Source organism: Paenibacillus sp. UASWS1643, from assembly GCF_008693195.1.
Taxonomy (GTDB): domain Bacteria; phylum Bacillota; class Bacilli; order Paenibacillales; family Paenibacillaceae; genus Paenibacillus; species Paenibacillus amylolyticus_B.
Map to the genome: position 1 here is coordinate 1 of NZ_VXKZ01000114.1, position 23,823 is coordinate 23,823.

Here is a 23,823-nt window from a genome sequence, read left to right on the forward strand (position 1 = left end):
CGTTCATGGACAGCTCGGTATCCAGATCGATGATCAGAATGATATCTCGCAGTACTTGCGGAAGTTCCTGCCCACTTTCTCGAATCGTCGCAAATTCAGCCCGGTAAAGGTCCATGGCAACACTCCCCACCACTTCTTCACCTGACATCTCTTCAAGCTGCTCAAGTGGTAACAACTCCTGCAATTCTTCTTGTAACTTGTTCATCTTTCTCTGCCTCCTGTATCTCTCTGTCTGAATAGTTTGAACGAACGAATGTTTATACACTGGACCACTACGCGGTCAGAATAAACTTCCGATCGCTGTTATCCCCAGATTTTTTCAATCCCTTTATTAAAGGGGAAAATCCGGTGATAAAGGCGAATGCTCCGCTTCTTCAGTTTGTTTCTGCCCTTTAAATTTCAAGTTCAACTACGCCGACACGTTATTACATCATAGCAGAATAAGCTATACAAGTTGAAGTTATGGAAGTTTACATGTTGGTGGCGAAGTCATTTTACAGGGAATATCGTCAAGTTAACGTGCACTTGACCTCTGGAAAATGTTCCGCTGTTATGATCTTGTCATCACGAGTCTTGGGAGGGGTAATGATGCGCCTGGCCTTGTTCACAGACACCTATCTTCCGGAAACCAATGGTGTTGCTGGCACGCTCCACCGATTGAGTAACCATCTGAACCGCAGAAGAATTGAACATCTGCTGTTTACTCCGAACTCCATCATTGAAGGAAGCCAAAAGACTCAAGTCAGATCGGTTGCCAACATCCCCTTTTTTCTGTATCCCGAATGCCGCATTGCTCTACCCAACAGAGCAGACACTCACAAGCAGCTACAAACCTTTCAACCCGATCTGCTGCATATCGCCACACCTTTTAATATGGGATTGCTTGGTCTGAGGTATGCGCTCAAATACCATCTTCCGCATGTTGTCTCCTACCATACCCACTTCGATCGTTATCTCGAATACTACCGGTTGAAAAGTATGATTCCTCTCTACTGGAAGTATATCCAGTGGTTCCACCGTGCCTGTGAAGCAACCCTAACTCCATCACAGGAAACGTTAAACACCCTGCAAACCCAAGGCATTCAGCGTCTGAAACTTTGGTCTCGCGGGATTGATTGCAACCTGTACTCCCCTGATAAACGCAGCTCGGATATCCGTGAACGATACCACATCACCGCTCCCCTTATTCTACTCTACGTTGGACGCATTGCCCCGGAAAAAGATATCGCTACACTCACGACTACCATGCAGCAGCTACCCCAGGAAATGCAGTGCCGTGTACACTGGATTATCGTTGGCGATGGCCCATCTCTTCCCAAAATGCGTTCGCAAACCCCACCAAATGTCACCTTTACAGGCTATATGCATGGCGAAGAACTTGCTGTTATGTATGCTTCGGCAGATCTGTTTGTGTTTCCTTCCTCTACGGAGACATTTGGCAATGTGGTGCTGGAAGCGATGGCTTCAGGACTTCCTGTGGTAGCGGCCAATGCCGGAGGTGTAAAGGATCTGGTATCCCACCACCGCAATGGTGTATTGTTCGAGCCAGGTCAGGCCGATGCACTGATTTGGGAGATATGTCTCTGGGGAGATCACGAGAATCAATTGAGAATGATGGGATTGGAGGGCAGAAAGCTGGCTGAGCAGCGGTCGTGGGAGCATATTTTTGATACACTGATCGGGGATTATGAGGAGGCTATAGAACATCGGAACAGACGAACGAAAGATCGAATTATTACAGCGTAGTCCTGAGTGGATGTACTTGCTACAGAAACCTATGTCAACTTACTCAGTTTATGCAAACTAATACGGTTCGCGACGTTCAGGCTGCCGCAGCATATACACGTTGCTGTGACCAGCCTGAACAGCGATACGTTGATCGTTAAGGTATGATACCAGAACAGAAATCAGGGTACCCGTAATTTTATAGTCCCAAGACCCACCACATGACTTTATGAAAACCTGACAATTTCTCGGGAATCTGCCCCACTTCAGTAATCACTGGATCAAACTTTGGATTACCATCTCTCTCATAGATGTGAAATGACCCATCCATAGGAATCTCCTGTCGAAACTTATATAAGGCTGCAACATATCTCTCACTCGAATCTCCGATAACATAGCCACTTTTGTCCTTCTTCAGCTTGAGATCATCTACGGTGACGCCTTCCAAATGCCGGATAGCATTGAAGCCATCTATGGCCTGGACCACAATATGTGTCCCCGATGATTGAGGAAAAAGTGCGACTGCCACACCCGTCGTCACCAATAAGGATAGTGCATATCTACGCTTGGTTATTCGAACGTGATCCTTACCTGCTTTTTTCAATATGGCGTAGATCAGGGCTGCATTCATCAAAATAATGATAGGAAACACGATTATGACCATGATTCCTGTATAAGGGAACAGTTGGAATAGCACAAATAAGAGCAGGATCGTTGGTATCAGCAGTACTATTCCTCTGAACAATTGGATTTTCGGTCGCTGAGGTTGGGGATTCATCGTAGAGTCCTCCTCCTATGAAGTTGCATACTATTTCCAATCATATATTGATGTAAATTCTAGAGAATTTGCGAGACACTCCTTGGCTCAAATGATATCGTTTCTTGCATTCTGTTCCATATTACCTGTGGAGTGCCCTCTGGGTCTGTTCCGTTCTGCACGTTACCAATCCAGATTTGTTCGTTTCCCGGATACTGTAAATAGTGCCTGAGCGTCGCTATGACCAGAATAGACGCATGCAAATCAAGCACCTCATCCAGCGGTATCCAGAACAGTTCCCCTTCATCCGAGGGTACAAAATGTCGATGCCTCGTCTCTCCGAAATATACAAACTGCTGCCAAATCTCACCACCGCTAACCTCCAACAGAATATATCGAAGCCGAAAGTGTTCGACATCCTCTGACTTGAATCCGGTCTCTTCTTCAATCTCCCGATAGCTGGCGGTCATGGGTGCGTTCAGTTCCCCTTGTTCCAAATGTCCGCCAATGCCACCCCAGAATTCAAAATCAAACAATCTGCTACCCGCCTTCTTCATCATCAGCATGTCTGAGCCATTGCTCAAAAATGTTGTAGCCATCTGTCTAATCTCCATATGTTCCTCGCTTTCCAGACTGTGATATTAAATTTTACTTCTATAACCGTCTTCTAAAGCAGTTTCTTTAACTCACTTAGATGTTCAATCGTATGTAAAGGACCCGACGTAATGCTGTCCTGCCACGGCTGGTTGACCTTCATCCAGATGGTGCTCATGCCTACGCTTGCTGCCCCCTCAATATCGTTAATCGGATGATCACCAATATAGATGCATTGCTCTGGTCTTAGACCGAAATGATCAAGCGCAAGCTGAAATATGCGTGGATCGGGCTTTTTGACTCCTGCCTCTTCTGAAACAATAATATGGTCGTAATCCTCCCGGATACCGAGTTGATCGATTTTTCCATACTGAATATCGGTCTGCCCATTGGTGATTAACCCGGTTTGGTATTTCCCCCGCAGATGCTGAACGACTTCTCGCGCCTGTTCCATCAGAACTGAACTTCGCACATACTCTCTGCCATAGAACTCCATCAGTTCTGCATGTGGCGGATGCTCTGCCCAAGGCAGTTCATGCAGCAACTCGTTGAACAGAAGGGGTTTATCCTTATAACCATCCTGGTCGAGTTCAATAATTCGTTTACTTATATCTTCGGTTGACTCAAGGTGACCAAAATAGGTCTTGATTAAACGCTGCGTGAAGCCGCCAAAGGTCATCGTCCTGTTCAGAATTGTATTATCCAAATCAAAAATAACCGCTTTAATATGATCCATCTTCCTTCTCCCCCAATTCCAGTGCATGCGTTATCTTCTCCATACTCGTCACTTCTCTAAATCCCAACAACCTTATCGGTCACTCTGCATTCAAAAAGCGCTCGTCATGATTCCATACCGATATCTCCTGTATCTGCATGGTGTAACCGCCTCCATCATTTTAAATCAATGGTACACATGCAAACCCAACCATACATTAAATGATGGCCGGGTTTATCTTGTAAAGCTCATTCTCATTTTTTCTTTTTGTGATAGTGATAACCCGTGCACAGACCCTTTTGTTTGGATTTGGCTGAACAGTTATGTCCACCGTTCTTATCCAGTCTGCCTGGATGAGCATAAGCGGAAGAGGATACACCAACAAGTACGACAAGCGACAAGATTACGATAACAACCTTTTTCATAAGTCACCCTTCGATCAACACCCTATGCTTTAGGGCTTAATACATGCTATATCATTTTACATGAAAATCCACAATTGGGATATCCTTTATCTATTTCATCTGTACATTCTCATAAAATCTTAAATTGCTTCAATGCATGGGTGACCCCATCTTCACTTGCCCGCAGGGTGACATAATCGGCGCTTTGTTTAATCCGTTCTCCGCCATTTCCCATCGCAATTCCGATTCCCGCATACGTTAGGAGATCCACGTCATTCTCCCCATCGCCAAAGGCCATTGTATCCTCTCTGGATATCTTCAGATAGTCGAGAACATTCTCTGCAGCTATAGATTTGCTGACTTCGCTCGCTTCCAGCACATTCACTACATACGGATGGAATCTCACGAATCGTAGGGAAGGAAATTTGGATTGGAATTTCTCCGTCTCCGCTTCATCCGCATATAAGCAAATGCAATATACGTCCTGTTCCAACGTGCTGATTTTCTGTGGGAAATCCATGAGTCCAAGCGTATCTCTTAAGGCGTCAGTAACACGACCATCTGCTGTACACAACCCGTTCGTCTCAAATGACTCTGTAAAATATGAAATACTGTGCCCATGCAACTCGGCAAATTCACTAAATGCTCTAACCATCTGTGCTGAAAGTACAGACTTATGTATCACTTCATCACATGCTTTGATCAATGCTCCATTAGCCGAAATGATCGTATCGATTCCGAGATTTCTGAATTCTTCGCATAAATTATAGGGTCTGCCTGTGACGAGTACGACTTGAACGCCTTTACGAATCAACTCCCGGATCGACTCAGCTGTACGCGGTGATAAACTCCGATCTATTTCGCTCAGCAATGTACCGTCCACATCAAAGAACACAGCTTTCATCAAGATGTTCTTCCTCCTCTGTCTTCAATTAAAAAGAGCAAACACAGAATAACCTTGTTTGGTCTTCCTGCACTTGCTCTTGCAATTAACGGGTCTGAACATCTTGGGTACGTCCCATGTACCATAATTGAAATGATTCCGCCGTATCCAGGGGGATGTCATGTGCGCGATGATGTAGAACAGGCTTGGCACGGTTTACCGTATGAATGGACGCCACACCGAACCAACGCTGTAACACATTACGGGTGATCTGCACTTCGATAACTTTCTCCCGTTTGGAGATGAAGAGGGTTGAAGTGAGCGCACCGGTTCGAAGTTGAATGAAATTCTGATTCAGAGTGTATCTGGTATGGAAAAAGTCCATCACTCTGCATGTTGCAATCCACACGAGTAGAATCGCGGAAATCATCCACCAAGCATGCTTCTGTCCAAACACGAATGGTTTGAAATACCACAGTAAACCCGTGATTATGATCCATCCCCAACTTGGTTTGAGCAGGCGCAACCATAATGATATTATCGGAAGTTTTTCCATCTCCTGTGTGACCCGGTAGGATGGTAGAATCTCCTCAATCATGGTGTAGGCTTGCTTCACAGGCAAGAATGGATAGAGTGAGTTCACCTCTTGATCGGATTCTCCCAGACTACCTGCAGTAGTCAATTCCACTTCGGCTAATCCAAGCAGCCTTTTCATCAGAGACTGTGTAATTTTGACGGCCTGGACTCGTTCTTTCAGGATTGAAAATGACGTTTGCTCCATCATGCCCTTCGTGATATAGATCCGCTTGGCATCCGAGGTGATCTGGAAATTGCCATACTTTACGAAGGTTCTGACTATGCCCAGAGCAATAGATATGATCAATAAAACTAAAATCATCAAACCAGCAATCCACCAGGAATCAAGCCAGGTTAATAACAAACTTTCCGTTACTTCTTCATCAGGGAAGAAGTCCTTCACCCAGGAATACAGCGTAGCCAGGACCGGAATCAGTACGAGAAAACTAAGCGAGGTAAAGGATGCTTTGAATATGTCCTTGCGGGTGGAATGATAATGAACAACCCGTTCCTGTTTTTCTTTTGCAGGCAGAGACATGACTTCATCAGTTATAAAAGGTTCGGATTGCGCCTCTCTCTCTTCCATAGTCTGAACCGCATCCAACGTATCATGTTCCTCTGTTGCTCCTGCTGTTTCTGCTTCTTCAGCCATATGACCTGCTACAATTTTCTCCAGCTGTTCCGCTTCGGAAAGTGAAACAACGTGTAACTGAAAGGTAGCATCTTCTCCCTTAATCCCGGTCTCGAATCGAATCGACGTCACGCGGAACAACCGATGAAACACAGTCGTATGACGATTCACATTCTGGACTTTAGTATACGGAATAGTTCTTCTAGTACGGTTGAACACACCACTATAGATATGAAAGGCCGTATCATCTGCTGTATAACGAGAGGTAAACCACTTCCAGATGATCGACACGATGCCAATGGAAATACCGACATAAAAGGCAATTCTTCCATAAAAGAGCCATTGAGAATCTGAGCCCTGACGGAAGACAAACAAAAACAGGATAATCGCGAACGAATTCTTCACCAGTTTCCACAAGCTCCACAGCATGGTTAATGGGTGATGTCGCTTCATATCGATCATTCATCCACCTCATTAATCCGCGCATAGGACGCAATCTGATGACGGAGTGCAAACGCGACTTCCTCCGGCAATGCGGGGATTTCATGCGATGAACCCATCGTGCCAACCGATACGGAATAGAGTCCATATTTTCGCATTAAAGGTCCCTGATTTGTGGTAACCGATTGCACTTTCGCCATGGGGATGATCTGATGTACCTTGGTTAGCGCCCCACGCTTCAGTTGCAAGAACTCCTCATTCACATCATAGTACCAATGCTTGTATAACCATGCAGGCTGGATGAAAATATCCCACACCGCATAGAGCACAGATATGGCCGTAACCCCCCCACAAAATCCAACTAATCCACGTTTTCCATCCATAGATGGAGTCGAGTATTAACAGTACGGCAAGGATCAGGAAACCTATTACATTCCATATGATGGCGCTAATTCTCCACAAGTTTACCGCATTAGGGGACAGCCGTTGCTCGGGTGTATTCCACTGGATTGACATATGTTCACTCCTTTTTTCCTCAGGTACATAAAAACACACATGATACACTGTACGAACAATCGTTCACGATCGATGCAAAAAGATAAAGAGATGACCCCTATACAATACAGGTCGTCATCTCTTTTGTTCATTTCATTTTACTATAAAAATCCTGTACTTCACACAACCACACCATATGGTCTGTTCCTTCACCCCAATAGTTCTTCGCTACGACATAGGGTTCACCGAATTTGCGTTGCCACTTCTTTTGTGCGATCTGGTAGCCGCTATCCAGACAGAATTGCTGAATTCCCAGCCGTTGCAGTTCAGCAACCAGTGCAAGAATGAGCGCCGAACCAACCCCTGTCCTTGAACCTCGGGCAACACATACAGGCTACCCAGTTCTCCGATATCGTTCAGCCGGCCCTCTGTACATTCTCGAATCTCTTTACCACACGGTCCATACGAGATTGTGCCTACAATAACATCTCCCATTTTGGCGATGAGGAAAAATACACTTGCTTTGATGTTGTCCTTTGCTTGCAATGCGGTGTAAATCATCGCTTTTTTGTGTGTTATTTCATCCTGAATATCATCCAGAAGCGAGCCTATTCCCTCCTGATCAAATGCTGCGGGAATGGTTGCCTCGAACACCTGATACGCTCCATCTGCATCTGATTTCGTCAATGGTTCAATGGTAATTTTGTCATCCACAGGTTCTTCTCCGTTCCATATACCTTCTTAATCAGTACGTCTCTGAATCAGTCTTCTTAGTTGATTCGCATCCTCAAGAGGAATGCTATATCCAGTATGCGTGTCGTCATGGTTTACTAACAGGGCCTTGCATCTTGGGATCCATTCCTAATGAAAAATCATACCGTGTAACCGAACCATCTGCATTATTAATACTCATGTTGTACTGCGTACCATAATCAATAATACCCGGCATACGCTCTGCCTTATGTATGGCCTCCATCATGATTCGAATCTCGTCAGATCGATCAATCTCAACATCTTGGCATGGTTCCAAGGCAAGGTTGGGATTACACGTTAAAGTGATCAGCATAGGAAGTCCCTCTTCCGCGTTCGATTCATTCGGTTTGCTGCACCCTGCAATGAACGTGGCAATGGCGACTATGAGCAACACTCCTACATATCTCACCATACTGCATGCCTCCCTGACTTAGTATTAATAAACTAGTAATGAGCAGAGAAGTAATAAATACAGTATATAATGAAATGACTCAACTTCACTAACTATCTATATTCATATCAAGTTACGTAACTCCGGGTCCCATGAAGACAACATAACAATCAGTCGCTCTACGGTCTCTTCCACAAATACCTGAACTCTCTCACCCGTGATGAACTCAGGAGTAATTCCCGGTTCTTCCCCATTAAGAAAAGAAAACGTGTGGTCCCGCCAGCGTACAATCTCATCGGCAGTTAAACGATCCGTCATGTTATAACCCAGTGAGCTGTTGAGCACCCGCCATACCTCTTCGCACCAACTTGTACCTCGATAGAGATTGAAATCAATCTGGTCCGTCTCCTGATAGTATAAACGCGCCAGCTCTTCTTTGGATCTACTCGTGTCTATGGGCAAGTCTGCCTTGTTGACCCGTTCGACGAATTCAGGATGCACACTCCGGAACCAGTAATAGTCTGTCATCACATGTATAAAGTACCCACGAACAAACCACTTCCATCCTTCATCGGTACGTTGTTTTATATAAGATGAGTAGAGTTCCTTGAGTCGTCCAGTGTAATCTCCTTCATCCTTTGGATTGAAATGGGTGTACTCCTTATCATCTCTGGTTGTACCTTCACGCATATGGATGGAATCCGGGGCGATATTCCCCAGATAGAATGAACCTTGATCAGCCTGCATTTGCAGCGAGTCTGCAATCCGATTAGCAATATTGAGATGAACCATAGGTAACGGCATAGAGTTGATCTCCTTTTATCGGGAAGTATTCTACAATAATTAGAAAAAAAGAAATATCTACTGATGCAGCGTACAGATCACTTGAATAGTGAGACTCTGCTATCTCCACCTTTTTCATCGTAGATGCGTGATTATCCCTGAATTCTCTCCACTTGCATTCGATCAAACAATGGCTCCAGATCCGTATGGTGCTCCGGGTGCTCCTTCACAAGCAGACTAATATATTCCGATCCACATTCATAGAATACTAGACGATTAAACGGAGCAGTATCTCCAAAATGATTGCTTTCCTGCCCAAATTTTGCCCGAATCAGATTCTCAATATAACGTGCGTAACCCTCGTTCCACTCCAACCAGCTCCAGTACTCGGCTTGTTCTTCATTTAATGACCGGAAGAGTGCCTTTCTAGCTGTCTGTACTTCCGTTAGGTCCTTCGTCTTCAACGCAGACAACAATGAGTTAATCCGCTCCACAACGACTTCATTTTCATAGGGAAACTCATAATCCAGTTCCCATGTCACACGCTTCAGTTGGTCCATTTTATGCTTAATCTGGAGACGGTTAACGATCCGCTCATCATATTTCTCATATACATAGCAATGAACATATTCATGGAATAGATAGACTTTCTGCTCCAGATCTTTGAACGCTGCATCCGTTACAATCGCACACATTCGTCCGTTCATATGATGCACCGGCATTGCGGCAAGGCACTCATCTGGAATATATAAATCGTCCGGTACCGTCTTCACCCACTCATATTGCTGCGTTTTGGACGAATAATCATAGATATATAATAAAGCTTCATAGGCTACAACCACTGGATAATGTTCTGCAAACAAAGGATGTATGCTGACCAAGTCTTTTTGAAGCTCGTTTAACTCGTTAATTTGATCTAAAAAAGCTTCCATGTTATTAACCCTCTCTTTACTGGGATGATGCGTTAATCATACTAGAATAGAAAAGATAAAACACTGAGAGAAAAATGATAATTCTGTTCGAGTATGAGATGGTGAACGTTAGAAAGGTGGAAGATTTATAATCAGATATACAGTTTCCTAAGTTCGTTCACCACTGACTATATGCCAATGTTGATGCTTCGAGTCCTGATAACTGCCCAGGTTAGTTATAATCTTTGATGAGCCTGTCTGAGCTAACATGTCAGCAGCTACTTTTTTAATGACCCGCATCATTTCAATAAGCAGCTCATCATTATTCTCTTCCTCTTCTGAAATGAAGGACTGAATATGTATCTTGGGAATCACCACGATATGGTGTTCGTAGTATGGTCGGGTATGGTGATAGGCTAGTGCTTGATCTGTTTCCAAAACAATATCTACTTTTGTTTTACCACTGAGCACTTCATCACAATAAAAATCCTCGGTCATCATGCTTCACCCCCATCTTCAAAGTGCGTAGGTTAAAACGTATCCCTATGATTTGGTCAAAATCCCCTGATCCACGGATTTCTGAATAAGCTGCTGCGCATATTCCCACAATGTCTCGGAACCGTTCGCAATCTCACGGTTTCTGTTTAACACCTGTTCACTTGTAATGTTATATTTCTGCCATGTATCTCCCTCATTCTGATGGTTGTGGATAATAGGCTGCAATCGATCGAGAGAGGAGGCAAATTGCGCTTCAGGCGTCTGTTTTGCTTCAAACTCCAACCATAACTGGAGTAGTTCTTCAGCCTGTGCCTTAGGCAACATTCCAAACAGTCGATGAGCTGCTTTGAGTTCACGATCATATTTATCCGTGTGTCCCACCGTATCGTAGGCAAAGGTATCTCCGGCATCGATCTCAACCAGATCATGAACGAGAAGCATCTTAATGACTTTGAGCATATCCACATTTTTGTTGGCGTGACTCTGCAAAACCAAGGCCATCATCGCCAGATGCCAGGAATGCTCCGCATCATTTTCAAGTCTCTCACCATGCATAATTCTCGTCTTTCGTTCAATTGTTTTGAGTTTATCAATCTCAATTAGAAAGTGAATCTGATCCTGTAATGATTCGCTCACAACACATCCTCCTTCATATCTGATACCCGTCTACGTGGATAGATCATACCAGTAAACTCTATAGTTAAAATCCAGTGACATACCAACACCCTGAGCCAGACGGATTGAACCCGTATTGTCCGGGGAACAATCCCAATATGGATGTATGCCTACACGGTTGCATTCTTCTACAAACGCTTTTGCCACCATCGCACCATAATTTTTTCTTCTATAGTCTTCAAGCGTTTCAATATCAACCGCATGTGTCTGATTTGCAATAAATGCCGACAGGCAAACACTCGCGATATCATCGTTATGCACTATAACGTAGCCAAATCCATGTTGTAAAAAATCATCTCTTGTCGTCCAAAAGTGAGAGATTTTATCTTTCAGGAATGGAGAATTGTTATATCTTTTCTCTCCTAATAGTACTTGATCTATTCTGAGAATTCTGACTTCTTCTTCCTGAGAAGCATATATATCGATAGGTACTTGCTGACTTATCGAATTTGGATTCAACTTGAATACATGCTGAATATCACTGGAGATATCTCTTTTCCCGGAGATATGTTGAAGAACATCTTCCCAGGTTTCATCCACCACACCAATTTCCACAGCATGAATATGTAAGTTCAATAATTCAGGTTCAATACGTTCCCGCATGTACTCTTTCAATTCATTTAGAAAGGGTTCACTTCGAGAGTCTCCGATCAACTGAAAACCAGATTGTCCATGTATCCAAATTAATGCTGCTGTTATATTCTCTGCATCATCTACATAGATCCGTCCTGGGTTCAAGCCAGACGCCACCGCCTTGACTTCAATATTCTGACACGAATCCGTGAGATGTTTTACTTTATGAAACTCCTGTTTATTAATCTCGGTAATCATAGGTTCATTCCTCCTATAACGGCAGCTCAGGAATTATTACATCAAGCGTGTAATCAGACCAAGTATCTATTAAGCAACTCTTGAATCCTAAGATTATGCTTTTCCAGCCAATTCATGTTTCTCTCAAACTGTTCAATCATAAACGTGAAGTTGTGTTCACTCGTTGCTCCGGCATAATGCTGACCAATATAGAAATGAAGTACTGCTATATAATAGATTTGTGTAAGTAAAGGTAAGTAACTAAACTCAAGCGCTGAATGCTTGCGTTCACTGCCATATCCCTGAAGAAAGGACTCGATCATTTCCATTGACCCTTGGGATTCCTGAACCACATGATTGAAGCTAATTACAAATTCCATAAAAGCAGCATCCACACCAATAAAATCAAAATCCAGTACGCCTGTGATCTCCTCATTCTGAGCCAGCAAATTATAAATCAACAAATCATGATGAACCAACTGTTGTGGTAATATCTCTAACCGCAGATTAGAACTCTTAATTTCTGTGATCATTTTCTGGTAAAAGGTAACCTTTGAGACTGATAATTCAAAAGGTGAATTTTTGTAAAAAGCCTTAATCGATTGATGATTAGCTAATGGATGAATTTCGTACATTTTAGTAAATGAACTCCCCCTGCAAACTTGCTTGCCTATTGGGAACCCCTGCATTCGTGTCGAAAACTCACCCACCAACTGCCCAAACTTCTTAGATTTGTCTACGCTAGACAATTGAGGTACAGTACCTTCCAAAAAGCTAGTAATAGACGCAAGCGTCCCGTCTTCTAATAATAAATAGTTTTGTCCGTCTATAGCCCTGTGAAAGAGTGGGACCTGAAACGAGGAATGAGTGCCTTCAAGGAACGCTGTCACTTTACATTCAAGTTCAATACCATCCATCGTTTTGAGATGTCTGTTGTAGATACGAACGATAAACCTCTGTCCATGTATTTCAAGAATTTTGGTCGTATTCGTCAACCCAAATGGAACGGCTCCCAAGGTATACTCGGTATCTTCGAAATAATGAGAAATGATTTTATTAAATCTTATATTCATAGATGCTCGTCTCTTCATCATCAAGCAGATATCCTTTACCAATATAGGCCCAGTTATTTTTTTCATAATAATCAGTCAGATCAGTACATAAATACAGCTTGTCATACCCTTTTGTTTTCACCACATTCAATGCATGGGTCTGGAGTTGTCTACCTAGGTTCTGGCCCCGATATTCTGGATCAACATGAAGACACGCAAACCAGGGAAAGAGATCCTGCCTGCTATTCAGATCACTTCGTAACAAAGCGTACCCACCGATAATTCGGTCTCCGTCCAGCATCACATAAAACCTTGGTACATCACTATCTGTCTCCACAGAACGCTCTATACAATCCCGATAGAACTGGAAGTTTGATTCCGAACCCCAATGTTTCCAGAAATACTGCACTGCTTCTTGCAGCACGTCCAGCTTCTGCCGAATATCAATAATTTGCAACATGTTAATCTCCCTTCGCTTGGATCTGATTCAACATATATTCCGCATACTCCAGAAGTAAAGCTTTACTCAAATTCACATTCTCCAGATCACCATTGTACTTCGCAAGGCATTGTGAGATGACATCCGTGTATTTTGAAGGAAGGTCTGTAAGTGCCCATTCTCCTGCTTCTCGTTTGGAGTGAATGACTGAATCTCTCACGTATAAAAGGACCCGGGACAGACTCAATACATAGTAGACTGGGTTCTCCACAATTTTTTCTATAGCTGAACTCGCGTCCGATGTAATTGAAGCAATCATATGTTCACGATTTTCCGGTTGGAACAGATCCTTAATGGGTTTACCATCCAGCACAATGCCTCGATCATAGATGACCGCCATATGTGCTACCAGATCTGGATCTTCATATCCACCACATAGATATTGCTCATCCGTTCGATATTTCTCTCGGTGATAAGCAGAATAATGAAATTCGAAAAGAGTAGGGTATGCCATATTTACAATCGTAGATTCGAGTACAATGCTGAGTTCAAAGCCTTTCGTAATGTGCATCTCATCTTCAATATGCATTAGCTTTTTTGCAATCCTTCGATAGGTATCGGCAGTTCGCTTTTCCCGGCTAACGACCAATATATCGATATCGCTCTGATTTGGATGAAAGCATCCCATGGCCATGGAACCGTGTAGATATATTCCCACCAAGGCATTCGTTAATTCTTCTTTCAAGACACGAGTAACGCTATCTAAAACCGTCTTTTCATTCAACAGAAGCAACTCCCTTATGTATAGATCAGGTATCCAATTCAACATTCAGTTCACGCACAAATACAGCTGTCCCCTTTATTCTGACATCCATATCCTCACCATCCCGAATCACACTCACTTGAACTTTTCCATCTCTTCCAATCTCATGCCCCTGTTCTACCACAAACTGTACCTCATCGATCTCCGGTTTCATATAGGTTAAATAATAAGCACCCATCACACCCGAGGCTGTTCCAGTCACTGGATCTTCCGTCGTACCTGAGTAAGGTGATGAAAAATGTCTGGCATGCATCATGGCATCGGAATCGCGGGTTTCAAAACAAAAGGGATGCAGGGAAGCTTTGGGATTCTCAATTAAAATTTCTGGGAACAGGGAAGAATCCGATTTCATTTTCATAAAAGAGTTCAAGTCACGAATCGGAATTAATAACGTCCAGGTTCCCGTACTTCCATAAACGATTGGCGTAGAATGGTCGACATCATCCAGAGTTAGGTTTATGGCGCTTACCAGCTTCTCGATATCCCCCTGAAACGGTATAAACTGCGGCTGATCCTGTTTCATTTCCATGTAAATGGTGCCGGCATTGTGCTCAAATCGTATAGGTAATATGCCTACATTGGTTTCAATCGTGATTAACTCTTTGTCACTCAACATATCACGCGTCTTCAAACCATACAGTGATGCCATTGTGGCATGACCACACAGATTAATCTGATGACCCGGTGTAAAATAACGTAATCTGACGTCAGCTACTTCAGAGTTCAACACAAATACAGTTTCATTAAAACCAACCTTATAAGCGATCTGCTGCATTTCCGTCTCACTTAAATGATCCGCATCAAAAACCACTCCTGCCGGGTTACCTTGGCCGGGAACTGTGGAGAAAGCATCATAATGATAGACCGTAATATTACTCATCACTTGACCCACTTTCTTTGCCATCTACGAGACGCACATTTCCATATAACTCTACGCTTTCACCATCAACTACAACCCCACCTCCATCTTGGCACGCATAGACCGCTGTACGGTGAACATGAGTATATTCTCTTAATGCATTTAGTTTATCTTCCGAACCGTCCCAATGCGGTGCAAACTCAAAATTAACGAGTTCCAGTGCTTTCATATCTTTCAGATCTACTTCGTTTTCATCAGCATCTTCCCCATACCCCGCTATCTCTATCGTAGGTGTCGTCAGAATACTTCCTGCGCTGACCCCGATCAGCATGCCGCCACTCTTCACATAGGAATGTAGTAAACCAAGCACATTTCTCTTCTGTAATAAACTTAGAAAATAAAACGTATTTCCGCCGGATAGATGAATTGCATCACACTCGAAAATAGAGCCAAATGTGCTCTCCTCATACTTCAGATCAAGATCGTAATATTGAATGTTATCTATTCCTATTTGATTGTAGTAACGTCTAGTGTGTTCAAAATACTTCCGCTCCGGGTCGGAGCACGAAGGGATATATCCAATGGAAGGCTGTTCACTGTTAAATAAGCTTCGTATTCTCTGATCCAATTTATCGTTAGATTTGAATACCAAATCACTTAGCAGAACCAACGTAGTCATCTTATTTCCTCCCATACCTGTTAGATTGGCTTAAACTCTCTATCCAAAATCGAGAAAAAATACTGGTCTGTCCACTGATTGTTCCACCATAGTTCTTCCTGGTAGACGGCCTCCCGTGTCATACCCACTTGCTGCATCAGTGCTGCTGAGCGAACGTTTTGTGAATTACACATGCCGACGACCTTATGAGCTTGTAACTCTTGGAATGCAAATTGTAGCAAAAGTCGGGTAGCTTCACTCCCGTATCCTCTACCTGAGTATTCTGAAAGCACACCGTAACCAAGTTCCCAGCTTTTTCGGTGATCCACGTAACTCCACATCTGAACGATACCAATGGGTGTTTCCTCTGGATCATTCATGCGCCGTATAACGAAATCATAAGCATATGGGCTCTCATCTGCGACAGCAAAATGGCTGCGATATTTCTCACGGACCTTTTCCTCATCCGTTTCAACAGTTTCCTCAAAGCTCCATATGTTTGTGTCACATTCAAGTTGACATATGAAGTCGAGGTCCTGCTCTGTGACTGTTGTTATTCTTACCTTCTCTCCCACGAATTCTATGTGGATTCATCTCCTTTGGATTATGCCATCGTTCCCATAGGACTACTGCATTTGCCCATTAATATATCTTCTGTGACTTGCAGATGCTTCCTGAACCCACAAATCCAACTCCACTCTACTAACAAAAAATTGATTCTGAACCTTAATGAACGGAAACATCCTCCCATCAAAGAAACCTGAAACGGTAAAGCTCCCTTGTTCCGCCTTAATAATACTCATCACCTGTTCTTCAGTCATACTCAGATACTCGGCAGTTTCTTGCATCGTTAATAATACTTTATCGTTTGGTACTACTTGTTCTTCTGCCTGAGTGAGTTCACTATTTCTCTCATGAGTCGTTAAAATTGTGCAGCCAATGATAAAGGAGATACCCAAAACGACACTGGATAACAGGATAGAGAGCGTTACAGATTTCATTGTTTTGGAATCTCCCACTCTGTATGAAGCACTCCTCTACCTATGTTCCATTTGGCAAGTAATGCTCTTTGTCTATTTTCCAAATCCAGATAGGGAGCCGCTACACAGGATAGCGTATCAAACATATGGATAAAATGAGGTCCTTCCTTGAACCGTCGAAGCCCTCCATACTCTTCATCATCTGCTGCCCATACAATCTTTTTAATACCCGACATTAGTATGGTACAGGAACACATAGGACAAGGTTCACAGGTAGTATAGAGTGTCAGATCGTTCTTCGTGTATCTCTTCTTCTCTACATCCAGCAAATGTTGTCCGGCCCGACGAATGGCATCCACTTCAGCATGTGCGGTGGGATCGCACGCAGAGTAGACCCTGTTCCTGCCTTTACTTACGACATTCCCATCTACATCAACGATTATCGCACCAATCGGATACGTTCCTTCAATCAGTGATTGCTCTGCTTCTTCCATAGCCAAAGTTAAATATTCATAATCCGATAACTTCATTGAATATCCCCCTAAGCAAGTTTTAGTCACTTACAAACAGATTCCTTCTCCATAAACCGGGTTACATCCGGTTCAGCGAAATGTTCATACACATCCTGCCGGTCTGCTAAGGTTAATTCTCTGAGGTACAGACGTTCAGTCTCTACATTAGGAAAATGTATCATGACATGATCTCCTTTAATCGTTAAACGTTTCGAATTGTGTACTGCCCTGCTTCACCAAGAAAATCACTTTTGGTTATCCCTTGTTCTCCGAGTAACATCCTGTAGTTCGATATCGTACCATCATGTGAAATGATAAACGTATTCCTGCTCTGTTGCCTGCACCACTCAAGAAGCTTTTCACCTAATATCTGGAACCGATCTGCATCCATCTGATTAATACTTTCTTCCCAACAATCCATCCCCAGCTCAACCAATCTTATGTCACTATGCTGATGGCTGAGCTCTTCCTTGGAATAGATCTGATCACAGAGGAAAGGAACAAACTCTGAATTCTGAGGAAACATTCTTGGGCCAACCAGTGGGCTGAAGAACGCAAGATTTTTGTTAGGGATTAGGAGTTGTGCTGTTTCAATAGTACGTTTCGTTGGACTAACCAAAATGACGTCTTCAGGCGCAAAAACGACTTGTTTACGCAACGCTATGACCTGAATTTTTCCCAATTCAGTGAGGCCCGGATGCAGACAATCTAATTGGTTTGGGTAATCCATCAAGTGTTCGCCATGACCATGACGAATAAATGTAATGTCCATAAGCCCTCTATTCCTCTATTTCTGAATGAAGTGTTTGATGCCTTTTGCATCAAAGAGATTAGTCAATTCCTTTCTCAAAAACACAGGATATACTTCCATCTGCTCTAGTTCGTCCAAGGAAAACCATCGGAAGATTAACTTACCGTTATCCTCTAGACCGTTGAATTCAATTTCACTATATAGCTTATGGGCTTCCGGCAATGTGATGATATAATAAAAACCAACTTCATGATATTTCAGGCCATCATATTCAAAGAAATCTTCACTAACATATGCGAGCCTTTGCGCTTCTACCTGAACACCCAGTTCCTCCATCATCTCTCGCACAATAGCCGCTTCTGTTGTCTCGTTTAATTTCACCCGACCTCCGGGCAGATTCCAGAAATCATCCTGTTCAGTCGTATGCAAAAGAACTCTTCCCGCATCCATCACAATACCTGCCACACGGAAGTTGAATTTGTTGTTATTTTGGTCATACGATACATTATTGTTATCTGCAGTGGTCATCTCGCTGACCATCCATCAGCAAATCCATCCATGAATCCCATGATGAATGAGGGAATGATGAGTACGAGCAATAAAATTAAACTGGCTATGCCCCATCTAAGAATTACTTTCCGTTTGCTTCGAACACCTATAATAATTAAGATTGCGGTTGTTGCAATTAAGGCTACTCCATAAAATGTCATAAAACTAACCTCCGGTATGTATTCGTATTTTAATTAAGGTTACTGCAAAATCTTTTCTAACTTGTGCCTACAAGCCTCGCGGTCATAATCCGAATTATCCAGCCATACCTTATCCATTTGAAGTAACTCATAGATTTCGGACTCCAGCTTCTTTCTTTCCTGCAAAACCTGTACCGTACCCTTAACACCCTGATAACCCTGTGCCTGCCCCAAACCCTGGTTCGTATAATAATGAATGAATCCCTCTGACCATTCTTTGGGTCTTTCACTAACCGCCTTATCAAAGGTATAGGATATATCTTTCTGATCGATATAGATGAGAAGCGGATTCAGAGCATGAATGATACGCCCCAGTTCCAATACATACTGCACGTTCTGTTCTTTGGAGTGATTGCATTTTACGAGACCCATGGTCAGTGGATTCTGGATAAAACAACACTCAAATATCGTGATGCAGTCATCATTCGTGCTTAACACGTTTTGGGTGAAATCTTGCCACTTCTCGGTGATCAGCTTCACATTTTGCGCAAAAGGAATTTCGTAAATATCCCGGCTGAAAATATCCTGTACAACGTGACTGGGGAACTCTATGCCCCGTTGTTCTTTCATCTTACGATAAGGAATCAGAAAACCATCGCCATGGGCAGTCACATTGCTTTCCAGAATCTCTCTGTATTCTTCATACGTTTTCAATAAAACCTCAAAGTCTCCAGCATAATAAAAAGATACGCCCTCGTAATCAGCAGGGTGATCCAGATTTCCTTCCTGAAATAGTTGTACCTCCTTGCCTTGCCCCTTTAAAATTTCGGATACCATTTGGGCAACCGTTGACTTGCCTGAACCCGGTAATCCTTCAATCAGTATTAATCGCCTTGTCATCATTACATTCCCCTTTATGATGTGTGAAGATATGGAATTTCCATGTGTCAGACACTATGTTATTAATCAATATCTGCAATAACCCATTGCGCAGAATCGCCATCTTCTTTCTTTTTCCAAAACACCATCGTATTGTTATACTCTTCGTTGTTCTCTTTTAACTCGTTAACCGTTACCACTGCTTGGTAGAGCTTCCTTTGCTCCTGTATAGTTATATCGCTCATGGAAGTAACCTTGAGAACTTTGTATCCTCCCATGCCTGATATAGGAGACTGTGGATCAAAAAGATTCATATATCGCTTTTCATCCTCTTCGTATAAATAACGCAGACGGGCATTCATAAGTTTGACGATTTCCAATTTGTCCCCTGTATAGTTTGTTTCATCTAGATACTCTGGTGTTATCTCTTCCTTCTGTTGGGATGCCGATATTTCTTCATCCTGTTGTACCTCTTTTTCTGTGACACTTTGAGCCGAGGAATCTAATGATTGCTGTGCATCTTCAGTGTTTTCCTGATTCTGACAGGCCATTAGAAGTAGAAATAATAATGAAACTACAGTTAACTTTTTCATATTCCGTCCTCCAATCAGCAATCGTCTACATAATATGACTTCCTATGTATGTAAAATTTTCTCTCAAGGTACATCATAACCCATAATGTGGAATTTGCGAATAAACGAAGTAATCCATCTCTGTTTCTCTCCCATTGCACGCAAAAAACACGCTTCTCTGCACGAGTTACCTCATGCAAAGAGCGCGAATATAAGCAGAAATTCCGTCCAAATTTTGTAACTGTCACACAATCAATCAATCTTCCTATCTATTAAATAGCATATTCATTATGCCGACCGCTTCTATCTGGACCTCTTTTCCTTCATGATCCAAGAAAAGGTAACTATATGTTGAAAAGATCCCCATATGCCGTATATGTCCACCTTTATAGTGAAGTGTCTTTTCCGCACCGTCGATCGTCTGCGTGAACATCCTGCCTTCATTCACATTATACGAAGAATGGATATCATGTTCACTTCCGAGCCATGCAACAAATTTCTCTTCGTTTGGATTGGTCATGACCAGAATAATGAACAGAACAACCAACACAACCATGCCCGTTCTTAGTCCTACGCCCTTCTTGCTACCATGCTGCGTGTGCTCATGTTTCATCCTGTTCACCTGTTCCTTGAACAGAAATCTCTACATTCTTCGCCAAAACCCAACCACTCAGTCCATACGAAGATGAGATCACCATGTACTTGTATTTCTCCTCGATCAGCCGGATTTGCAATTCGTCATAGGAATCATAACTGACAGGCCAGCCTTGACCTTTCCCCGATTCCAATAACTCGCGATTATATGGGATAAAATGTTCTAGATCCCACTCATCCAGATCCAAAATAATGCTGCCATGAAGCGGTGTATCAAACGCATGGGCCATAACACCAGAGAATAAAACATCCATATTTTTCGGCACATCATGATTTGAACGAGTACGCATCCTGATCCTTTCGTTCTCTAAATCCACTTCGTAGCTTAATATGATGTTGTCATGCAAGCTTGACATACTCCCCCTCCTTCCAAATGTCCGTTAGCTCGTTATTCTCAAACACCGTAATATCGCTTATAGTTCGAGACCCATTCCACTTTGGAAAAATCAACAAAGTCATACGGCTCGCACTGTTTAAGGTAAAGCAACTCCTTGTGCGCCTGTTCCCCGTCCATATTTTCCAGGTAAAACAATGTCTCCTCATACCCTGCACCACATAATAACTGCACATCAATATAACTGCCCGTATCCTGATTCTTTAGTTTGGCTTGCCAGATCAGCGTGGTGTCCTCCACATTTCCAATACAGAATAACATGATGCACAACAGTCTCAGAACCTCGTTATCCTCTGACTTTCGGTTCTCAATCTCTTGCTGAAGCAGCTGTCGGATGGCCTCCCGGTGTACCTCATCAGGTTCCACCCCGTACAACTGCAACATTTCTTCCTCGTTCATATTTGTTCCCCTTACCTACTTGAGAATGTTATTTAACTCTTCCGCTTTTTTCTTGCTATCCATTCTAGCATAAAAATAAAAAGCGATGACGTGCAGCACGATAGATAGCAACCACATGCCGGGGAACCAGGGAGCGATGAACTGGAACATATCTACCGAGAACAACCATACCATCGCCATACCTCCCGCAATATTGAATGTGGAAGAGATGACAATATTCCATACCGGTTTTAATGTGAAATAGTTCCACAGCATGTTATACATCATTCCAAACAACACAGCTGCAATGAAAGCAATACCCACTATGTTCCATAAATAAGACACCTGAATGGGCAGATCACCAAAGAATATTGTTGCCAAGAGCGTGATCCATAGCGTCATTATAGTGAATACTTGAAAAAAAGAATGTCTAAGTTGAGTTATCATGATAATTTCCCCCTAAAGTTTTTAATATAAAATCGACTGACAAAGTAACTGGAGCTATCACTCAGATCTACCTTAATCCGAGCATGGTCTGTTGCAGAGAATGCGGTGATATACCGTGTGTTGATGATCGTTTGATTATTGATTTTCACAAAATGAATGTCATCCAGATCCTCTTCTACAAATTTCAGACGTTTATTAAACAAGTACTTCTCACCTGAGATCACCCGGACACCGCACATCCGATCCTCTGATTCAAAGGCAACCACCGAACTCAATTGGATCTGTATATTGCGATTATTCTTGGCATGGATGACCGTTAATTGAGTTTCCGATTCACAGATTGCCTTCTGAATACGGTCCCACTTCGACTTCTCCGCCGGATGTGTTATGACCTTGGCTAACCTTTTTTCAACTGTCGTGTCCTCTTCAAAAATGACTTTCATGTGTTGGCCCTCCTCTCACAACTCATATTACAAGCATAGTTACGACAATCCCACTGTATTGCGTTTTGTTGCAGGATTTTGCAAGTTTGTTGCATCATCACTGCATAGATACGAAAAAGAACCACTCCGTAGGAGCAGTTCGTCTATGTACTCATCCAACACATTCAAGGCATGAGCTGTTCATTTTAATTATCAAGGTACCTACCTTAACCCTGGCTTTATCTCTAGATACATCTCCTTATTTTGCAAGATCATCTCGTTCATGTGTACAATAGCTGCTTGCGCCACGGTCTGATAGTTCGCATACAACACCTCTGTTCTCTGAAGCAAGATCGGGTCCTTCTCCAGATCCGTTGCCAGCACCTCACGCCACGCTTCATCCACTCTATTGTGGTCCGTAATCAGGCATTCGATCTGATCCAGTACACTCACCATCTCATCTAAATGAAAAAAGCGCATCCCATTTTTTATTCCATTCCAACTTTTGATCTCAATGATATTATATGCCGAAAACCAATAAAATTCTGCCAGCCTCTTCGTGTGATTGTGATAGGAATAGAACAGAAATAAAGCTTGTTGCCCTTCGTGTAACTGCCGGTATAACTCTGTTTTGGCTGCCATATCTCTGCCCCGTACAGAAACTAGCATCGGTTCAATACATAACCAGCTGAGTTGCTTTGAATGTATATCTTCTGCTCGCACACTAGCCTTCATAACATTCTCCTCTCTATTCACCACTTTATGGATTCTCTGGCGCTTCCACTGCCGGGTCATTCTCTCCGCCCATTCTGCGTCTGGATGTCTCCATCTTTCCTGTCGCTGGTACATGTTCAGAAGCTTTAGCTAATCCGAATTTGGGCATGTTGGCGTATATGGTCTCGAAGGAACCCGACTGAGCCTTGTATGTTTCATGATAGATCCCTACTGTTCCGTCAGTACCAATGGAGCGGTTGAATCTTTTCCAAGCTTCCATGTGAATTCCACCTCGTGCGTATTTCTCCAATTCATCGTAAGAGCGCCAGTATTGTAGTAACGTCACCCCACGCCAGCTTATAAAATACTCTGTACTCAGAAATCCGGTCTCCGGATTCGTATACAGTTCTTTAATCATCGGGCCCATGGACTTAAAGACAGGCAGCCATTTGTGTATAGCCCACATACGATTAATCCTCATTCCGATGATAAAAACAATAAATTCTCCCTCGATCTGAGCTGAGTATCTGCCCTTATGTATGTTGACCACGTCACTCC

At 42.9% G+C, this 23,823-nt stretch carries 36 protein-coding genes and 1 pseudogene; 1 reads left to right on the plus strand and 36 read right to left on the minus strand.

Annotated features, from left to right (window positions below; genetic code table 11):
- A pseudogene (locus FE296_RS22025) lies at window positions 1-205 on the minus strand (hypothetical protein); the annotation flags it as partial.
- Window positions 206-588: 383 nt separating this feature from the next.
- Between FE296_RS22025 and FE296_RS22030 the strand changes: the two are divergent.
- Complete coding sequence (locus FE296_RS22030; RefSeq protein WP_150366649.1) at window positions 589-1,746, plus strand: glycosyltransferase family 4 protein; 1,158 nt, start codon at window positions 589-591, stop codon at window positions 1,744-1,746.
- A 178-nt stretch (window positions 1,747-1,924) separates the two neighbouring features.
- Here the strand turns inward: FE296_RS22030 and FE296_RS22035 are convergent, their stop codons facing one another.
- From FE296_RS22035 to FE296_RS22210, 35 genes are all read right to left on the minus strand, one after another.
- A complete protein-coding gene (locus FE296_RS22035) occupies window positions 1,925-2,503 on the minus strand; it encodes a hypothetical protein (protein ID WP_150366336.1) in 579 nt (192 codons plus the stop codon).
- A gap of 59 nt (window positions 2,504-2,562) precedes the next feature.
- Window positions 2,563-3,081 (minus strand): NUDIX domain-containing protein, encoded by a 519-nt coding sequence (locus tag FE296_RS22040; RefSeq protein WP_150366337.1) that lies wholly within the window; start codon window positions 3,079-3,081, stop codon window positions 2,563-2,565.
- A 68-nt stretch (window positions 3,082-3,149) separates the two neighbouring features.
- Window positions 3,150-3,812: an HAD family hydrolase gene (locus FE296_RS22045; RefSeq protein ID WP_150366338.1), complete on the minus strand. Its 663-nt coding sequence runs from the start codon at window positions 3,810-3,812 to the stop codon at window positions 3,150-3,152.
- A 233-nt stretch (window positions 3,813-4,045) separates the two neighbouring features.
- The gene (locus tag FE296_RS22055; RefSeq protein ID WP_094030640.1) at window positions 4,046-4,216 is read right to left on the minus strand and encodes a YHYH domain-containing protein; all 171 of its coding nucleotides are present in this window, start codon (window positions 4,214-4,216) and stop codon (window positions 4,046-4,048) included.
- A gap of 109 nt (window positions 4,217-4,325) precedes the next feature.
- Window positions 4,326-5,102, minus strand: a complete 777-nt coding sequence (locus FE296_RS22060) for a Cof-type HAD-IIB family hydrolase (protein WP_150366339.1) — start codon at window positions 5,100-5,102, stop codon at window positions 4,326-4,328.
- 82 nt (window positions 5,103-5,184) lie between these two features.
- Window positions 5,185-6,747, minus strand: a complete 1,563-nt coding sequence (locus FE296_RS22065) for a PH domain-containing protein (protein ID WP_150366340.1) — start codon at window positions 6,745-6,747, stop codon at window positions 5,185-5,187.
- The gene (locus tag FE296_RS22070) at window positions 6,744-7,109 is read right to left on the minus strand and encodes a PH domain-containing protein (RefSeq protein ID WP_317889423.1); all 366 of its coding nucleotides are present in this window, start codon (window positions 7,107-7,109) and stop codon (window positions 6,744-6,746) included. The genes FE296_RS22065 and FE296_RS22070 overlap by 4 nt, the downstream gene beginning before the upstream one ends.
- Window positions 7,110-7,449: 340 nt before the next feature.
- The gene (locus FE296_RS22075; RefSeq protein WP_223868990.1) at window positions 7,450-7,935 is read right to left on the minus strand and encodes a GNAT family N-acetyltransferase; all 486 of its coding nucleotides are present in this window, start codon (window positions 7,933-7,935) and stop codon (window positions 7,450-7,452) included.
- 106 nt (window positions 7,936-8,041) lie between these two features.
- Window positions 8,042-8,386, minus strand: coding sequence for a hypothetical protein (locus tag FE296_RS22080; RefSeq protein WP_150366341.1), 345 nt, complete (start codon window positions 8,384-8,386; stop codon window positions 8,042-8,044).
- Window positions 8,387-8,488: 102 nt separating this feature from the next.
- Complete coding sequence (locus tag FE296_RS22085; protein ID WP_150366342.1) at window positions 8,489-9,169, minus strand: zinc dependent phospholipase C family protein; 681 nt, start codon at window positions 9,167-9,169, stop codon at window positions 8,489-8,491.
- 131 nt (window positions 9,170-9,300) lie between these two features.
- Window positions 9,301-10,080, minus strand: a complete 780-nt coding sequence (locus FE296_RS22090) for a hypothetical protein (RefSeq protein ID WP_150366343.1) — start codon at window positions 10,078-10,080, stop codon at window positions 9,301-9,303.
- Between the two features lie 147 nt (window positions 10,081-10,227).
- On the minus strand, window positions 10,228-10,560 hold the full coding sequence (locus tag FE296_RS22095) for an HIT domain-containing protein (protein WP_150366344.1): 333 nt from the start codon (window positions 10,558-10,560) through the stop codon (window positions 10,228-10,230).
- A gap of 42 nt (window positions 10,561-10,602) precedes the next feature.
- Window positions 10,603-11,193, minus strand: coding sequence for an HD domain-containing protein (locus tag FE296_RS22100; RefSeq protein ID WP_150366345.1), 591 nt, complete (start codon window positions 11,191-11,193; stop codon window positions 10,603-10,605).
- Window positions 11,194-11,223: 30 nt separating this feature from the next.
- Entirely contained in the window at window positions 11,224-12,063 is an 840-nt protein-coding gene (locus FE296_RS22105; RefSeq protein WP_150366346.1) for a GNAT family N-acetyltransferase, read from the minus strand.
- A gap of 53 nt (window positions 12,064-12,116) precedes the next feature.
- Window positions 12,117-13,115: a phosphotransferase gene (locus FE296_RS22110; RefSeq protein WP_190945437.1), complete on the minus strand. Its 999-nt coding sequence runs from the start codon at window positions 13,113-13,115 to the stop codon at window positions 12,117-12,119.
- Complete coding sequence (locus FE296_RS22115) at window positions 13,099-13,554, minus strand: GNAT family N-acetyltransferase (protein WP_150366348.1); 456 nt, start codon at window positions 13,552-13,554, stop codon at window positions 13,099-13,101. Before FE296_RS22115 ends, FE296_RS22110 begins: the two co-directional genes overlap by 17 nt.
- A gap of 1 nt (window position 13,555) precedes the next feature.
- Window positions 13,556-14,317: an aminoglycoside adenylyltransferase domain-containing protein gene (locus FE296_RS22120; protein ID WP_223868991.1), complete on the minus strand. Its 762-nt coding sequence runs from the start codon at window positions 14,315-14,317 to the stop codon at window positions 13,556-13,558.
- 25 nt (window positions 14,318-14,342) lie between these two features.
- Entirely contained in the window at window positions 14,343-15,236 is an 894-nt protein-coding gene (locus FE296_RS22125) for a PhzF family phenazine biosynthesis protein (RefSeq protein WP_150366350.1), read from the minus strand.
- Complete coding sequence (locus tag FE296_RS22130) at window positions 15,229-15,894, minus strand: Type 1 glutamine amidotransferase-like domain-containing protein (protein WP_190945439.1); 666 nt, start codon at window positions 15,892-15,894, stop codon at window positions 15,229-15,231. The genes FE296_RS22125 and FE296_RS22130 overlap by 8 nt, the downstream gene beginning before the upstream one ends.
- 20 nt (window positions 15,895-15,914) lie before the next feature.
- Window positions 15,915-16,448, minus strand: a complete 534-nt coding sequence (locus FE296_RS22135) for a GNAT family N-acetyltransferase (RefSeq protein WP_223868992.1) — start codon at window positions 16,446-16,448, stop codon at window positions 15,915-15,917.
- Window positions 16,449-16,499: 51 nt separating this feature from the next.
- Window positions 16,500-16,874 (minus strand): hypothetical protein, encoded by a 375-nt coding sequence (locus tag FE296_RS22140; protein ID WP_150366352.1) that lies wholly within the window; start codon window positions 16,872-16,874, stop codon window positions 16,500-16,502.
- A complete protein-coding gene (locus tag FE296_RS22145; protein WP_150366353.1) occupies window positions 16,871-17,383 on the minus strand; it encodes a nucleoside deaminase in 513 nt (170 codons plus the stop codon). The genes FE296_RS22140 and FE296_RS22145 overlap by 4 nt, the downstream gene beginning before the upstream one ends.
- A 26-nt stretch (window positions 17,384-17,409) precedes the next feature.
- Complete coding sequence (locus FE296_RS22150; RefSeq protein ID WP_190945442.1) at window positions 17,410-17,547, minus strand: hypothetical protein; 138 nt, start codon at window positions 17,545-17,547, stop codon at window positions 17,410-17,412.
- Between the two features lie 20 nt (window positions 17,548-17,567).
- Window positions 17,568-18,137 carry a phosphoglycerate mutase family protein gene (locus tag FE296_RS22155; protein ID WP_150366354.1) on the minus strand — a complete coding sequence of 190 codons (570 nt, stop codon included), beginning with the start codon at window positions 18,135-18,137 and terminating at the stop codon, window positions 17,568-17,570.
- 15 nt (window positions 18,138-18,152) lie between these two features.
- Window positions 18,153-18,656, minus strand: a complete 504-nt coding sequence (locus FE296_RS22160) for an NUDIX hydrolase (protein ID WP_223868993.1) — start codon at window positions 18,654-18,656, stop codon at window positions 18,153-18,155.
- Window positions 18,641-18,826, minus strand: coding sequence for a hypothetical protein (locus tag FE296_RS22165; RefSeq protein ID WP_036610391.1), 186 nt, complete (start codon window positions 18,824-18,826; stop codon window positions 18,641-18,643). Before FE296_RS22165 ends, FE296_RS22160 begins: the two co-directional genes overlap by 16 nt.
- 39 nt (window positions 18,827-18,865) lie before the next feature.
- Window positions 18,866-19,705, minus strand: coding sequence for a P-loop NTPase family protein (locus FE296_RS22170; RefSeq protein WP_124113597.1), 840 nt, complete (start codon window positions 19,703-19,705; stop codon window positions 18,866-18,868).
- 62 nt (window positions 19,706-19,767) lie between these two features.
- Entirely contained in the window at window positions 19,768-20,277 is a 510-nt protein-coding gene (locus FE296_RS22175) for a hypothetical protein (protein ID WP_150366356.1), read from the minus strand.
- 244 nt (window positions 20,278-20,521) lie between these two features.
- Window positions 20,522-20,869 carry a hypothetical protein gene (locus tag FE296_RS22180; protein ID WP_124113595.1) on the minus strand — a complete coding sequence of 116 codons (348 nt, stop codon included), beginning with the start codon at window positions 20,867-20,869 and terminating at the stop codon, window positions 20,522-20,524.
- Window positions 20,859-21,266 carry a hypothetical protein gene (locus FE296_RS22185; protein ID WP_150366357.1) on the minus strand — a complete coding sequence of 136 codons (408 nt, stop codon included), beginning with the start codon at window positions 21,264-21,266 and terminating at the stop codon, window positions 20,859-20,861. Before FE296_RS22185 ends, FE296_RS22180 begins: the two co-directional genes overlap by 11 nt.
- A 38-nt stretch (window positions 21,267-21,304) precedes the next feature.
- Entirely contained in the window at window positions 21,305-21,703 is a 399-nt protein-coding gene (locus FE296_RS22190; RefSeq protein WP_150366358.1) for a hypothetical protein, read from the minus strand.
- A 15-nt stretch (window positions 21,704-21,718) separates the two neighbouring features.
- Window positions 21,719-22,129, minus strand: coding sequence for a hypothetical protein (locus FE296_RS22195; protein WP_124113592.1), 411 nt, complete (start codon window positions 22,127-22,129; stop codon window positions 21,719-21,721).
- A complete protein-coding gene (locus tag FE296_RS22200; protein ID WP_124113591.1) occupies window positions 22,126-22,572 on the minus strand; it encodes a LytTR family DNA-binding domain-containing protein in 447 nt (148 codons plus the stop codon). Before FE296_RS22200 ends, FE296_RS22195 begins: the two co-directional genes overlap by 4 nt.
- Window positions 22,573-22,773: 201 nt before the next feature.
- Entirely contained in the window at window positions 22,774-23,286 is a 513-nt protein-coding gene (locus tag FE296_RS22205; protein ID WP_124113590.1) for a hypothetical protein, read from the minus strand.
- A gap of 25 nt (window positions 23,287-23,311) precedes the next feature.
- Window positions 23,312-23,815 (minus strand): DUF4188 domain-containing protein, encoded by a 504-nt coding sequence (locus tag FE296_RS22210; protein ID WP_411860599.1) that lies wholly within the window; start codon window positions 23,813-23,815, stop codon window positions 23,312-23,314.
- Window positions 23,816-23,823: the final 8 nt, after the last annotated feature.